A 12,460-nucleotide genomic window follows, 5' to 3' on the forward strand; every position below is an offset into this window, starting at 1 on the left:
CGCGCCGGCCCTCCGGTTCCCTCCAACCCACCCCGGGGTCCCGCGGCGGCGCGGGGCCCCGGTCTTCCACGGCGAGGAGTCACCCCAAGGAGTCATCGAAGATGGGCGGCGACTACGACGAGATGTGGCGCGGGCTCGGCCTGGACCTTCCCGCCCACGAACGGCTCCTCGAGCTCCTCGGCGGCTATTACCGGGAGGTCTACCTCTCCCAGGCCGACCGGCCCCGGGCCATGGCCTACCTGGACGCCGTCATGGCGGACATCCACGGCGGGCGGGTCCGGGAGCTCCAGGCGGCCCGGGCCGAGGGCCGGAAGGTGGTGGGCACCTTCTGCGTCTTCGTGCCCGAGGAACTGGTTCTGGCCGCGGGCGCGGCGTGCGTGGGCCTGTGCGCGGGGGCGGAGGTCGGCTTCGCGGAGGCCGAGCGGCTTCTCCCCCGCAACACCTGCCCCCTGGTGAAGTCCTTCTTCGGCTTCCGCCTCGCCCGGCTCTGCCCGTTCATGGCCGCCTGCGATCTCCTGGTGGGGGAGACCACGTGCGACGGCAAGAAGAAGGCCTACGAGCTGCTGGCCGACCTCGCCCCCACCTACGTCATGGAGGTCCCCCAGGCGAAGCGCTCCGCCGACCGGGCCCTCTTCCGGGAGGAAGTCCGGCGCCTGGCGGAGGCCCTCGAGGCCCTCACCGGCCGCCGCATCACCGCCGAGGGGCTCGCCCGGGCCGTCCGCCTCGTCAATCGGCGCCGCCGGGCGCTCCAGCGGCTGGCCCGGCTCCGGGGCGCCGACCCGGCCCCCATCAGCGGCCGCGACGCCCTCCTGGTGAACCAGGTGGCCTTCTACGACGACCCGGAGCGCTTCACCGGCGCGGTGGAGGCCCTCTGCGACGAGCTTGAGGCACGGGTGGCCGCCGGGCGGGGCGTGGCACCGGCCGGGACGCCGCGCCTCCTGGTGGCCGGGGCCCCCATGGCCGTCCCCAACTGGAAGGTGCCCCACGTGGTGGAGGGGGCCGGCGCCGTGATCGTGGGGGAGGAGAGCTGCATCGGGGAGCGCCACACCCGGGACCTCGTGGACGAGGCCGCCGCGGACCTCGATGCCCTCCTCGACGCCCTGGTGGACCGCTACCTGCGGATCGACTGCGCCTGCTTCACCCCCAACGACGACCGCCTGGACCACGTGGTGGAGATGGTCCGCCGGACCCGCGCCGACGGGGTCGTCCACTTCGCCCTCCAGTTCTGCCAGCCCTACGCCATCGAGGCCGCGCGGGTCCGGGACCGGCTCGACCGGGAAGGGATTCCCATGCTGCGGATCGAGACGGACTACTCCATGGAGGACGTGGACGCCCTGGCGACCCGGATCGAGGCCTTCGTCGAGACCCTGGGGTGATGGGGCGGCGGGGCGTGGACGCCGTGGGCATCGACGTGGGCTCCCGCACCGTGGAGGTGGTGGCGGTGGCGGCGGGGGCGGTCCGCGTCCGCCGCCGGGCGGAGACCGCCTTCGATTACCTGGACCAGGTGCGGCGGATGCTTTCGGACCTCGACTTCCGGTCGGCCCTGGCCACGGGGTACGGCCGGCACCTGGTGGCCAAGGAACTCGGCATCGGCGCCGTCACCGAGATCCGGGCCCACGCCGCGGGCGCGGCCGTCCTGCGGCCCGGGGCCCGGGCGGTGCTCGACATCGGCGGCCAGGACACCAAGGCCATGACCCTCGGGCCCGGGGGGCGGGTGCTCCGGTTCGAGATGAACGACCGCTGCGCCGCCGGGACGGGCCGGTTCTTCGAGGTGACGGCCCAGTCCCTCGGCTGCCCGCTGGAAGACTTCGGGGCGCTCGCCCTCTCCGGGGCCGATACCGTGGCCATCAGCAGCATGTGCACCGTCTTCGCCGAGACCGAGGTGGTGGCCCTCCGGAGCCGAGGCGTGCCCGCGGCGGACGTGGCCCGCGCCCTGGTGGCCTCGGTGGCGGGGCGGGCGGCGGCCATGCTCCGGCGCGTGGGGGCGGCGGGGGAGGTGGTCTTCACCGGCGGGGTGGCCCGGAACCGCGCCATGGCGGAGGTGCTTGCCGGGGTCGCGGGGCTCCCGGTCTGGGTGCCCCCCGAGCCGGACTTCACCGGCGCCCTCGGGGCGGCGCTGCTGGCCGCGCGGCCCCGTCCCGGGAAGGTGGACCCGGTCCCGCCCCGGGATGAAGCGGCCCGGAACGGGCCGCCGGGCACACGGTGCGGCGAACCCGGGGGATGAGGCCGGCCGGGGCGGCCCCCGTCATCCCTCCCGCCGACGGAGGAGGAAGTCGTAGAAGGCCTCGGCCACCGGGGAGAGGGTGCGCTTGCGGTGGCGTACCAGGAAAAACCGCCGCCGGAGATCGACGCCGTCGATCTCCCGGATCGCGAGGAGGCCGTTTCGGACGTCGTCCTCCACGGCCCGCCGCGAGACCACGGCGCAGCCCAGCCCCGCCTTGACCGCCTGGCGGACCGCCTCGGTGCTGCCGAGCTCGGCCACCACCTCCAGCCGGCGGATGACGTCGCCGGCCTGTTCCAGGGCCCGCTCGGCGGCGATCCGGGTGCCGGAGCCCCGCTCCCGGGTGACCACGGGGAACCGCGCAAGATCGTCCGGGGTGACCCGGGGGGCATCGGCCAGGGGGTGGTCCGGCGGCACCACCAGGACGAGGCGGTCCTCGAGGAAGGACTCGTAGTGGAGTTCCGACCGGTTCAGCCGGGCCCCCACCACGCCCAGCTCCAGGTCCCCCTCGGCCACCGCGGCGGTGATGGACCGGGTGTCGCCCACGGTGAGGCTGATGCCCACCTTGGGCCGGGTGCGCCGGAAGGCCCCGATCAGCCCGGGAAGGATGTACTGGCCGGGGATGTTGCTGCCGCCGATCTCGAGCGTGCCCTTCTCCTGGCCCGCGAAGAGGGCCATCTCCCGTTCCGCCTGGCCCTGGAGGCGCCAGATCTGCCGGGCATAGGGGTAGAAGAGGGCGCCGGCCTTGGTGGGGGTGACCTCGCGGCCGGACCGGTCGAAGAGGCGGGCGCCGAGGTGGTCCTCCAGGGCGGCGATGTGGCCGCTCACCGTGGGCTGGGTGAGATGGACCGCCTCGGCCGCGCGGCTGAAGCTCCTGAGGCGCCAGACGGCGAGGAAGACCTGGACCTGGCGCATCTCGATCACGGCCGCCTCCGCCTCCGCACCGGGCCGCTCCCGCCGGCCACGGCCCGCAGGGCCTGCCGGTAGAGGTCGAGGTAACGGCCGCGGACCCGTTCCCAGGTGAAGTGCTCGCGGATGTGCCGGACGGCGTCCCGGCGCATCCGGTCGAGGACCTGCGGCCGCTGCCGGTGGTCCCGGAGCGCCCGGACCACGGCGGCCTTGAGGGCCGCCGGGGTGTTGGGCGCGTAGCCGTAACCGTTGAAGCCGTCCCGGACCTTGACGAGCCCGCCCGTCAGGTGCACTACCGGGAGGTTCCCCATGAGCTGGGCCATGAAGTCGGTGAGGCCGCAGGGCTCGTACCTGGAGGGGATGAGAAAGAAGTCCCCGGCGGCGTAGACCTTGAGGGCGAGGGCCGGGTCGTGGCCGAGCAGCAGGAGGAAGCGCCCCGCGTGCTCCGGCCGTTCCGCCAGCCTGGCCAGCCGCTCCTCCACGGCCCGTTCGCCGGCGCCCAGGATCAGCACCCCGAAGTCCGGTTCCTCGACCAGGAGGTCTTCCAGGGCCTCGGCCAGGATGTCCATCCCCTTCTGTTCGGAGAGCCGGGTGACGGCGGTGAGGAGCGGGACGTCCGCCGCGGTGTCCAGGGAACCGATGGCCGCGGCCCGGCCGGTCCGCCCGGCGGCGAGGTCGGCCAGCAACCGCCGCCGGCAGGCGGCCTTTCCGGCCAGGTCCCCGGTGGCGGGATCGAAGGGGGCCGCCAGCCCCAGGCGCCGGTGGCGGCGCGGATCGAAGGCGTCGGGGTTGATCCCGTTGGTGATGCCCTCGAGCCGGACGCCCCGGTCGCGCAGGGCGTGACCCAGCCAGCCGGTGAGGGCGTCCAGCTCCGTCTCCTGGAGTTCCCGGGCGTAGTTCTCGCTCACGGTGTTCATCGGGGCATAGGCGGCCCCGGCGAGGAAGGGATCGAAGGCCCCGTTGAGGAGCGAACCGGTGATCACCCGCCAGGGGAGGCCCGTGTTGGCCCGGGCGAAGGGGAGGTCCTGGATCTCCTGGTGGTAGCCGATGCCCGCGTTGTGGAGGGTGACGAGGGCCGCGCTCCGGCGGAAGAAGACCCGGAACCCCTCGAGCTCGCGCATGAGGGCGGGGAGCGTCGCCGTGTGGCCGTCGTGGCAGTGAAAGACCTCCGGCGCCCGCCCCCGGGCCACGGCCAGGGCCAGGGCGGCCTTCTGGTGGAGGACGTTCATGGCGAAGTAGTCGTAGTGACCGGCACCCCGCCGGTGGGTGGGGTCGGCGGCCTCCTCCTCGGCGGTGTAGGCGTAGACGCCGTGTTTTTCTGCGAACCTGTCCGCCTCCACCAGGACGATCTCCACGCCCCTTCGGCGCAGGGCGTGGAACGCCACCCGCTCCCGGCGTTCCTCGTGGGTGTAGTTCATGTCGATGTCGAAGCCGAGGTCCAGGGGGCGGAAGCCGAGGTCCGCCGCCGGCACGAACCCGTACCGGGGGAGCACCACGGTGACCCGGACCCCGGCGCGGGCCAGGGCCTCGGCGAGGTCACAGGTGACGTCCTGGACGCCGCCGGCGCCGGCGATCCCACGGTATTCCCGGGAGAGGAACCAGACCCGGAGCGGGCGGGCGGCCTTCGATGGGCCGGAGGTGGCGGGGCGGGGGGAGGTCTTCATCAGCGCTCGTATCGTTTCGTATCGACTAGGCCGATGACAACAGAGGCGGCGCCACTTGTCAAGCAGCGGTGGGGCCTATATGCTGGCCCCGTCTCGAAGTCGGGGCCGGAGCCGGAGAAGATGGCGAACAACGGACAGACCCCCCCGCGGCCGCGGGGCAACATCCTCGACCAGATCGGCCGCACCCCCCTGGTTCCCATCCGCAGCCTCAACCCCTACCCGCGGGTCGAGATCCTCGCCAAGCTCGAGTCCTTCAACCCCGGCGGCTCCATCAAGGACCGGATCGCCCTCGGAATGATCGAGGGGGCCGAGGCCCGGGGCGAGCTCACCCGGGGCAAGGTCATCCTGGAGGCCAGCAGCGGCAATACCGGCATCGGGCTCGCCCTGGTGGCGGCGGTCAAGGGCTACCGGTGCTGCATCGCCATGAGCGAGGCGGCCAGCATCGAGCGGCGCAAGATCATGCGGGCCTACGGGGCCGAGATCCTGCTGACACCCGCCCGGCTCGGCACCGACGGTGCCATAGAGGAGGTCTATCGGCTCGCCCGCCGGCATCCCGACCGCTACTTCTGCACCGACCAGTTCAACAACCCCGACAACTGGCGGACCCACTACGAGCACACCGCCATGGAGATCTGGGAGCAGACCGGGGGGCGGCTCGACGCGGTGGTGGCCACCATGGGCACCACCGGGACCCTCATGGGGCTGGCCCGGCGCTTCCGGGAGCTCGATCCCTCCATCCGCGTGGTGGGCATGGAGCCCTACCTCGGCCACCGGCTCCAGGGGCTCAAGAACATGAAGGAGTCCTACCGCCCGGGGATCTTCGACAAGCGGCTCCCGGACGAGATCCTCCACGTGGCCGACGAGGAGGCCCTGGAGATGACCCGGCGCCTGGCCCGGGAGGAGGGCATCTTCGCCGGCATGAGCAGCGGGGCGGCGCTCGCGGCGGCCCTCCGGGTGGCCGCCCGCATGGAGTCCGGCCGCGTCGTGGTCATCTTCCCCGACGGCGGCGAGCGTTACCTCAGCACCGACCTCTTCCACTACCCGGAGGAAGACGAGGAGGCCCGGCCCGGCGCCCTCCATCTCACCAACACCCTCACCCGGCGCAAGGAGATCTTCGAGCCCCTCGAGGCCGGAAAGGTGCGCATCTACTCCTGCGGGCCCACGGCCTACGAGTTCGCCCACCTCGGCCTCTGCCGGCGCGTGGTGGTGGCCGACCTCCTCCGGCGGGTGCTGGAGGCCCAGGGCTACGAGGTCCGCCACGTCATGAACATCACCGACGTGGACGACAAGACCATCCGCGCCGCCCTGGACCAGGGGCGCACCCTCGAGGAACTGACGGACCACTACGCCGCCGCCTTCCTCGAGGACGTCCGGAGTCTCGGCGTCCGCACCGCCGAGGCCTACCCCCGCGCCAGCCGCCACGTTCCGGACATGGTGCGCCTGGCCCAGCGGCTCGTGGAGGCGGGCTACGCCTACGAGAAGCACGGCTCCATCTACTTCGACATCTCGAAGCTGCCCAACTACGGGCGGCTTTCCCGGGTGGATCTGTCCCGGATCCGGCTCGGGGCCACCGTGGACCTCGACGACTACGAGAAGGACAGCCCGGTGGACTTCACCCTCTTCAAGCGGGTGACCCTGGAGGAGCTCAAGAACGGCATCGGCTACGAGACCCCCTGGGGACAGGTCCGGCCGGGGTGGCACATCGAGTGCGCCGCCATGTCCATGAAGGAACTGGGGGACTTCTTCGACATCCACACCAGCGGCTGCGACCTGGTCTTCCCCCACCACGAGAACGAGATCGCCATGGCCGTGGCCCTCACCGGCCAGCCCCTGGCCCGGTACTGGCTCCACAGCGAGCTGGTCCTGGCGGACGGGAAGAAGATGTCCCGCTCGGCCGGCAACGTGGTGACGCTCCGGGACCTCCTCGACGAGGGGTACACCGGGCGCCAGGTGCGCTTCTTCCTCCTTCGCACCCACTACCGGAAACCCCTCAACTTCTCCCGCCGGTTCCTCGATGAGGCGGCCCGGGCCCTGGACCGGCTGGACCAGTTCACCGGCGAGGTCCGCTGCCTGGCGGAGGCGGGGGCGGACGAGGGCGGCGATCCCCGGCCGGAGGTCATCGAGGCGGTGGCCGGGATGGAACACGGCTTCTCCCGGGCCGTGAACGACGACCTCAACGTCTCCCGTGCCCTCGCCCACCTCTACGGTTTGGTCCGGCGGCTCCAGCCCCTGGTGGCCGGGCGGCGCCTGTCGGCCCCGGACGCCCGGGCCGTGGTGGAGGGGCTCGCCCGGGTGGACGCCGTGCTCGGGTTCCTCGACGTGGATCACGCCTCGGCCCCGGTGGATCCGGAGATCCTGGCCCTCCTCGAGGAGCGGGAGGCGGCCCGGGCCCGGAAGGAGTGGCAGCGGGCGGACGAGCTGCGCGGGCGGCTCCTCGCCCTGGGGGTCGAGGTCATGGACACACCGAGGGGCCAGCGTTGGCGGTGGACGGTCCGCCGCCCCGGCCGGCCGGCGTGAACGGGCGGACCGGTCCGGCCGCGGGTGGACCCCGCCGCCCCGCCGGGGGCGGCGAAACCGCCGGCATCGCCAGGTCCGCCGGCTCCGTTGGGTTCGCGGTGCTGCTCTCCCGGGTGCTGGGCCTCGTCCGGGAGCAGGTCCTCGCCGGGCTCTTCGGCGCCGGGACGGCCATGGACGCCTTCGTGGTGGCCTACCGGATCCCGAACCTCCTCCGGGACCTCTTCGCCGAGGGGGCCCTGAGCGCCGCCTTCGTGGCGGTCTTCACCGACTACGACCAGAAGCGGACCCGGGAGGAGACCTGGGCCCTGGTGAACAACGTCATGGCCGTCCTGGCGGTGCTCCTCGGCCTGGTGGTCCTTCTGGGAACGGTCTTCTCCGACGAGATCGTCCGGCTCATGGCCACGGGGTTCGAGGGGCAGGCGCCGGGGAAGCTCCTCCTCACCCGGCGCCTCACCGTGATCATGTTCCCGTTCCTGATCCTGGTCTCGTTGGCCTCCGTGGTCATGGGGGTGCTCAACACCAAGGGCCGGTTCTTCATACCGGCCCTGGCCTCGAGCTGCTTCAATCTCACCTGCATCCTCCTCGGGGGCGGGCTGGCCCTGGTGCTTCCCCGCCACGGGGTGCCGGGGATCGTGGGGATGGCCGTGGGGACGCTGGCCGGGGGGCTGGCGCAGCTCCTCGTCCAGTGGCCGCTCCTGCACCGCCTCGGCTTCCGGCTCCGGCCGCGGATCGATCTCCGGGATCCGGGCCTGCGGCGCATCGGCCTCCTCATGGTGCCGGCCGTGGTGGGGCTCTCCGCCACGCAGATCAACATCTTCGTGAACACCCGCTTCGCCTCCCTGTGCGCCCCCGGCAGCGTGGCCTGGCTGAGCTACGCCTTCCGGATCATGTTCCTCCCCATCGGGATGTTCGGCGTGGCGCTGAGCATCGCCACCATGCCCGTGGTTTCGCGCCAGGCGGCCCGGCGCGAGATCGGCCCCATGCGCGAGACCCTGGTCTCCTCCCTCACCCTGGGCTTCGCACTCACCGTGCCCGCGGCCGTGGGGCTGTGGATCCTGGCAGAGCCGGTGGTCCGGCTCCTCTTCGAGCACGGCCGCTTCGGGCCCCACGACACCCTCATGACCGCCGCGGCCCTGCGGTTCTTCCTCATCGGGCTCTTCGCCTACGGGGCCGTCAAGATCGTGGTGCCCGTCTTCTACGCCCTGGACGACGCCAAGTGGCCGGTGATCGGCAGCTTTACCGCGGTGGGGGTGAACCTCGCCGTGGTCTGGTGGCTGCTCGGGCCGCTCCAGCACCGGGCCGTGGCCCTGGCCCTCTCCGTGGCCATGACGGCGAACTTCCTCCTCTTGGCCGTGGTCCTCTACCGGAAGGTCGGGGGGTATCCGGCGGGTCGGCTCGTGGCCTCGCTGGCGAAGATCTGCCTCGCCTCGGCGGTCATGGGCTGGGTGCTCGTCCTGCTCCGGGGCCCGCTTTTCCTGGAGCCCGGGGCCGGGTTCTGGGCCACGCTCTGGGGGGTGGGGGCGGCGGTGGTCCTCGGGGCCGCTTGCTACGCCGTGGTGCTGGCGCCGCTCCGGGTGCCGGAGGTGGCGGTCCTCGCCTCGGCCCTCCGGCGGCGGCTCGGTCGGACCGGGACGGCCTGAGGGGGAGGCCGGGTCAGCGCCGCTTCGGGACGAAGAGCACCGGGAGCGGTCCGTGGCGGGCCACGGCGTTGGCGGTGCTCCCCATGTAGACCTCGGGGAGGAAGCCCCGCCCCTGGGTCCCCATGACCACCAGGCTGAAATCCTTGTTGCGGGCGAGGTGCAGGATCCGCTGCGCCGGGACGCCGTAGGAGACCTCCACGTGGCAGGGGCCCGCCCCGTTGGCCTCGAGGTGGGCCTTGAGCCGCTCGAGGCGTTCCCGGTCCACCCGGTCGAACTCGGGGAGCCGGTCGCGGAGGTAGGGATCGATGCGCGCCCGGTCGTGGACGTGGTAGAGGGTGACCTCGGAACCGGCGGCCCGCGCCAGGGCCTCGAGGTAGAGGAAGGCCCGCTCGGCCGTCTCGGAGAAATCCGTGGGGAAGAGGATGTGGCGCAGGCACTGCGCGGGGCCCGCGGGGGCGTCGCAGGCGCCGTCCCCCCAGAGCCGCACCAGAAGCACCGGCCGGTCCGTCTCGTGGAGGACGCTGTAGCTGGTGCTCCCCACCAGGGCGCCCCGGAGGGTGCCCCGGTGATGGGACCCCACCACGATGACCGAGGCGTCGTGCCGGTCGGCCGCCTCGAGGATGGCCCGGGTCGGCACCCCGGCGGGGAGGTCCACCTTCACGCAAAATCCCCGGGCCTCGAGGCCCCGCCGGGCGGCCGCGATCCGGTCCGCCGCCCCGGCGGCGTCCGGCCCGGCCACGTGGACCAGGACGATTTCCTCCACGCCCAGGGGGTTGCCCTCGGGCAGGCATTCCAGGATCCGCGGCGAGGCCGCGTCGGTGTCGGTGGCGATGAGGAGTCTCTTGAACATCGATGCCCGCTGGGCCGGGCACCTCCGGGCCCGGCGCATTTTTTCAACTTAGGACGGCCACGCGGGGCTTGTCAAATCAGGGCGCAAAATCGGGTGATTTCGCACGCCTTTTCCCGGGGAGATCCGGGGGGTAAGATGAAATCGAAATGGAACGCCGGCCGGGCGGCCGCCGATCCATCAGGAGGGACATCGCATGGAAACCGCCGTACTGCTGGGTTTTGCCGCGGGGATCGTGGTGGGCCTCGTGCTCGCCTGGTGGCGCCATGCCCGCTCCGGCGGGGGTGGGGTCTCCTGCCTGCTCAAGGGCCCGGCGCGCCTTCTCCGGGAGCGGTTCGAGCGGGGAGAGATCACCCGGGCGGAGTACGAGGCCAAGATGCGGTACCTGGCCGAGTGCGGGTGAGACCGGTCCAGGCCCGGCGGCGCCGGGTGAGGATCAGCGGCGGCGGGTGCCCGCCCGGGGCGCTTCGCCCCGGGCGGTGTCCAGCGGCTGCACCGGCGGCGAGAGGATGCTGAAAAAGTCCGTGATGTCGTCCAGCCGGGCCGACCGGGCCAGGCTGTCGTCCACCAGGCCCGAGACGTCGTCCGTGCCGACGAGTCCCACCTCCATCATCCGGTGCGCCAGCTCCCGGAGTTCCTCCACCTTCGGCACGAACCGGTCGTAGACGAATCGTCCCCGGGGGTGGGTGAGGCAGTCGGCCACCGTCTCCGCGGGCATGTTCCAGTACTTCGCCACGATCCGGGCCGCCTCCTCGGGATGGCGCGAGGCCCACAGGCCGGAGCGCGCGGCACCCTCCACCAGGCGCGCGATCCATTCCCTGCGGCGTTCGAGCAGGTCTTCCCGTACCACCAGGAGGTTGCAGATGAAGCCGGGCCAGACGTCCTCCACGTGGAGCAGGACCCGGGCCCGTCCCGTCCGCACCGCCTGCATGGCGAAGGGCTCCCCCACGAAGTAGGCGTCGAGCCCCCCGGAGAGCAGGGCCGATGGCATGTCCGGCGGGTTCATCTCGAGGATCCGGATCCGGTCCTCGATGCCGTACTTCCGGGCCAGCAGGCGGGCGGCCACGTTGTGGCCGCTGTAGCGCATGGGGACCGCCAGGGTGTGCCCCGCCAGGTCGCGGAAGGTCCGGACCGGGAGTTCGGATCGCACCACCAGGGTGCTCTCGTGGCGGTTGCCGATGTAGACCACCTTGACGGGGACGCCCTGCTGGCGCATCACGATGGCCAGGGGGGCGATCATGAAGGCGGCGTCGATGTGGCCCTCGCGGAGGGCGTCGCCCATTTCCGCGAAGGAGCCGAATTTGAGGGCCTCGAACCGGACGTCGGCGGCGTTCCGGGTGGCGTAGTCAAGGAGGGGGCAGGCCAGGTTGGTCACCACGGGCATGTAGCCCATGCGGAGGACCTGGACCCGCCCGTGGTCCACGTTCCTCCAGTAGTGCAGGGCCGAGATGAGGGCCACCCAGGCCACGGTGGCGAGGGTGATCCGCCAGGCGTTGGAAGAGAGGTGGGTCGGGCTCATGGCGCGGTGGGCCGGGCGACCGGCTCCCCCTACTATAGCCCCCGGAACCGTGCCGGGAAACCGGGGATCATGGGGCGGGGGGCGGCGTCCGGTCTGTGGCCGGCGGCAGTTCCGGCAGGGTCACCACCGGCGGGCGGCCGGTGAGGGATTCGAGGAAGCGGGTGACCAGGGTGACCTCGCCGGGCGCAAGGCGGAGACCCAGCTGTGCCGATCCCATGATGGCCACGGCCGTGTGCAGGTCCCACACCTTTCCGGAGTGGAAGTAGGGCGGGGTCATGGCCACGTTGCGCAGGGACGGGGCCTTGAAGACGAACTCGCAGGTGATGGTCTCCACGACGGCCTCGCGGCCCGGGTCCGTGGAGGGACAGACGCCGGCGGGCGGAGCGTCGGCCACCCCGAACTGGTAGTAGCCGTTGCCGCCCACGTTCAGGCTCATGTGGCAGGCCGCGCATCCCTTGTCCATGAAGAGGGCGAGCCCCTTGCGCTGCTCCGGGGTGAGGGCGTCCGGGTCGCCCTGGAGAAAACGGTCGAAGGGGGCGCCGGGGGTCAGGAGCGTGGCCTCGAAGGCCTCGATGGCGAGGGTGGCGTTCCGGAAGGTGACGGGGTCGGCTTCCCCGGGGAAGGCCTCCCGGAAGAGGCGGAGGTAGCCCGGCATGCTCGAGAGGACCTGGACCACGTAGGCCTTCGAGGCCGCCATCTCCAGGGGCGACTGGATGGGAACGCCCGCCTGCTCGGCGAGATCCCGGGCCCGGCCGTCCCAGAACTGGGCCAGGTTGAAGACGGCGTTCAGCACGGTGGGGGCGTTTCTGGGGCCCCGCTGCCAGGCGTGGCCGATGGATGTCTCCTGGCGGTCCACGCCCCACAGGGAGAGGTTGTGGCAGGTGTGGCAGCTCACCGCCTGGCTCCGGGAGATGCGGGGGTCGAAGAAGAGGGTCTTTCCCAGGCGGACCTTCTCGGGGGTCACGGGGTTGGCGGGCCGGTCGGGCGGGTGGTCCGGCAGGGGGTCGAAGTGGAGGCGGGCCCGCTCGAGGAGCGGGTCGGCGGCGAAGGCCGGAAGGAGGGCACAGGACCAGCCGAGGGCCAGGAGGAGGGCGGCGAGGCGGTGCTTCACGGTGAACCTCCGGTGGGGCCGGCGTCGGCCGG

The 12,460-nt window shown here is 72.4% G+C and carries 10 protein-coding genes; 5 read left to right on the plus strand and 5 right to left on the minus strand.

The features are described 5' to 3' along the window. Nucleotides 1–101 precede the first annotated feature (101 nt). A complete protein-coding gene (locus HCU62_RS03920) occupies nt 102–1,376 on the plus strand; it encodes a double-cubane-cluster-containing anaerobic reductase (protein WP_163298300.1) in 1,275 nt (424 codons plus the stop codon). Then, nucleotides 1,376–2,224 (plus strand): acyl-CoA dehydratase activase, encoded by an 849-nt coding sequence (locus HCU62_RS03925; protein ID WP_169755465.1) that lies wholly within the window; start codon nt 1,376–1,378, stop codon nt 2,222–2,224. Before HCU62_RS03920 ends, HCU62_RS03925 begins: the two co-directional genes overlap by 1 nt. A 21-nt stretch (nt 2,225–2,245) precedes the next feature. Here the strand turns inward: HCU62_RS03925 and HCU62_RS03930 are convergent, their stop codons facing one another. Both HCU62_RS03930 and HCU62_RS03935 read right to left on the minus strand, forming a co-directional pair. Beyond that, nucleotides 2,246–3,136: a selenium metabolism-associated LysR family transcriptional regulator gene (locus tag HCU62_RS03930; protein ID WP_246325275.1), complete on the minus strand. Its 891-nt coding sequence runs from the start codon at nt 3,134–3,136 to the stop codon at nt 2,246–2,248. Nucleotides 3,137–3,141: 5 nt separating this feature from the next. Next, the gene (locus HCU62_RS03935) at nt 3,142–4,794 is read right to left on the minus strand and encodes a glycogen synthase (RefSeq protein ID WP_169755447.1); all 1,653 of its coding nucleotides are present in this window, start codon (nt 4,792–4,794) and stop codon (nt 3,142–3,144) included. A gap of 120 nt (nt 4,795–4,914) precedes the next feature. Between HCU62_RS03935 and cysS the strand changes: the two genes are divergently transcribed. Further along, nucleotides 4,915–7,311: a cysteine--tRNA ligase gene (gene cysS, locus HCU62_RS03940; protein ID WP_163299633.1), complete on the plus strand. Its 2,397-nt coding sequence runs from the start codon at nt 4,915–4,917 to the stop codon at nt 7,309–7,311. Beyond that, nucleotides 7,308–8,951, plus strand: a complete 1,644-nt coding sequence (gene murJ / locus HCU62_RS03945; RefSeq protein ID WP_343066720.1) for a murein biosynthesis integral membrane protein MurJ — start codon at nt 7,308–7,310, stop codon at nt 8,949–8,951. The genes cysS and murJ overlap by 4 nt, the downstream gene beginning before the upstream one ends. A 13-nt stretch (nt 8,952–8,964) precedes the next feature. Here the strand turns inward: murJ and HCU62_RS03950 are convergent, their stop codons facing one another. Further along, on the minus strand, nt 8,965–9,801 hold the full coding sequence (locus tag HCU62_RS03950) for a universal stress protein (protein WP_163299701.1): 837 nt from the start codon (nt 9,799–9,801) through the stop codon (nt 8,965–8,967). 193 nt (nt 9,802–9,994) lie between these two features. On the opposite strand from HCU62_RS03950, the gene HCU62_RS03955 reads away from it, so the two are divergent. Next, nucleotides 9,995–10,201 carry an SHOCT domain-containing protein gene (locus HCU62_RS03955; RefSeq protein ID WP_163299704.1) on the plus strand — a complete coding sequence of 69 codons (207 nt, stop codon included), beginning with the start codon at nt 9,995–9,997 and terminating at the stop codon, nt 10,199–10,201. Nucleotides 10,202–10,234: 33 nt separating this feature from the next. Here the strand turns inward: HCU62_RS03955 and HCU62_RS03960 are convergent, their stop codons facing one another. Both HCU62_RS03960 and HCU62_RS03965 read right to left on the minus strand, forming a co-directional pair. Beyond that, nucleotides 10,235–11,317 carry an ABC transporter substrate-binding protein gene (locus tag HCU62_RS03960; RefSeq protein ID WP_163299707.1) on the minus strand — a complete coding sequence of 361 codons (1,083 nt, stop codon included), beginning with the start codon at nt 11,315–11,317 and terminating at the stop codon, nt 10,235–10,237. 67 nt (nt 11,318–11,384) lie between these two features. Then, entirely contained in the window at nt 11,385–12,428 is a 1,044-nt protein-coding gene (locus HCU62_RS03965; protein WP_169755448.1) for a cytochrome c peroxidase, read from the minus strand. Nucleotides 12,429–12,460 lie beyond the last annotated feature (32 nt).

The organism is Dissulfurirhabdus thermomarina (assembly GCF_012979235.1).
In the GTDB taxonomy this organism is placed as follows: domain Bacteria; phylum Desulfobacterota; class Dissulfuribacteria; order Dissulfuribacterales; family Dissulfurirhabdaceae; genus Dissulfurirhabdus; species Dissulfurirhabdus thermomarina.

What these genes read in the sequence shown, in the direction of transcription:
- cysS (WP_163299633.1), top strand. Translation starts at nt 4,915, where the DNA reads ATGGCGAACAACGGACAGACCCCCCCGCGGCCGCGGGGCAACATCCTC.
- HCU62_RS03920 (WP_163298300.1), top strand. Translation starts at nt 102, where the DNA reads ATGGGCGGCGACTACGACGAGATGTGGCGCGGGCTCGGCCTGGACCTT.
- HCU62_RS03960 (WP_163299707.1), bottom strand. Translation starts at nt 11,317, where the DNA reads ATGAGCCCGACCCACCTCTCTTCCAACGCCTGGCGGATCACCCTCGCC.
- HCU62_RS03955 (WP_163299704.1), top strand. Translation starts at nt 9,995, where the DNA reads ATGGAAACCGCCGTACTGCTGGGTTTTGCCGCGGGGATCGTGGTGGGC.
- HCU62_RS03930 (WP_246325275.1), bottom strand. Translation starts at nt 3,136, where the DNA reads ATGCGCCAGGTCCAGGTCTTCCTCGCCGTCTGGCGCCTCAGGAGCTTC.
- HCU62_RS03950 (WP_163299701.1), bottom strand. Translation starts at nt 9,801, where the DNA reads ATGTTCAAGAGACTCCTCATCGCCACCGACACCGACGCGGCCTCGCCG.
- HCU62_RS03935 (WP_169755447.1), bottom strand. Translation starts at nt 4,794, where the DNA reads ATGAAGACCTCCCCCCGCCCCGCCACCTCCGGCCCATCGAAGGCCGCC.
- HCU62_RS03925 (WP_169755465.1), top strand. Translation starts at nt 1,376, where the DNA reads ATGGGGCGGCGGGGCGTGGACGCCGTGGGCATCGACGTGGGCTCCCGC.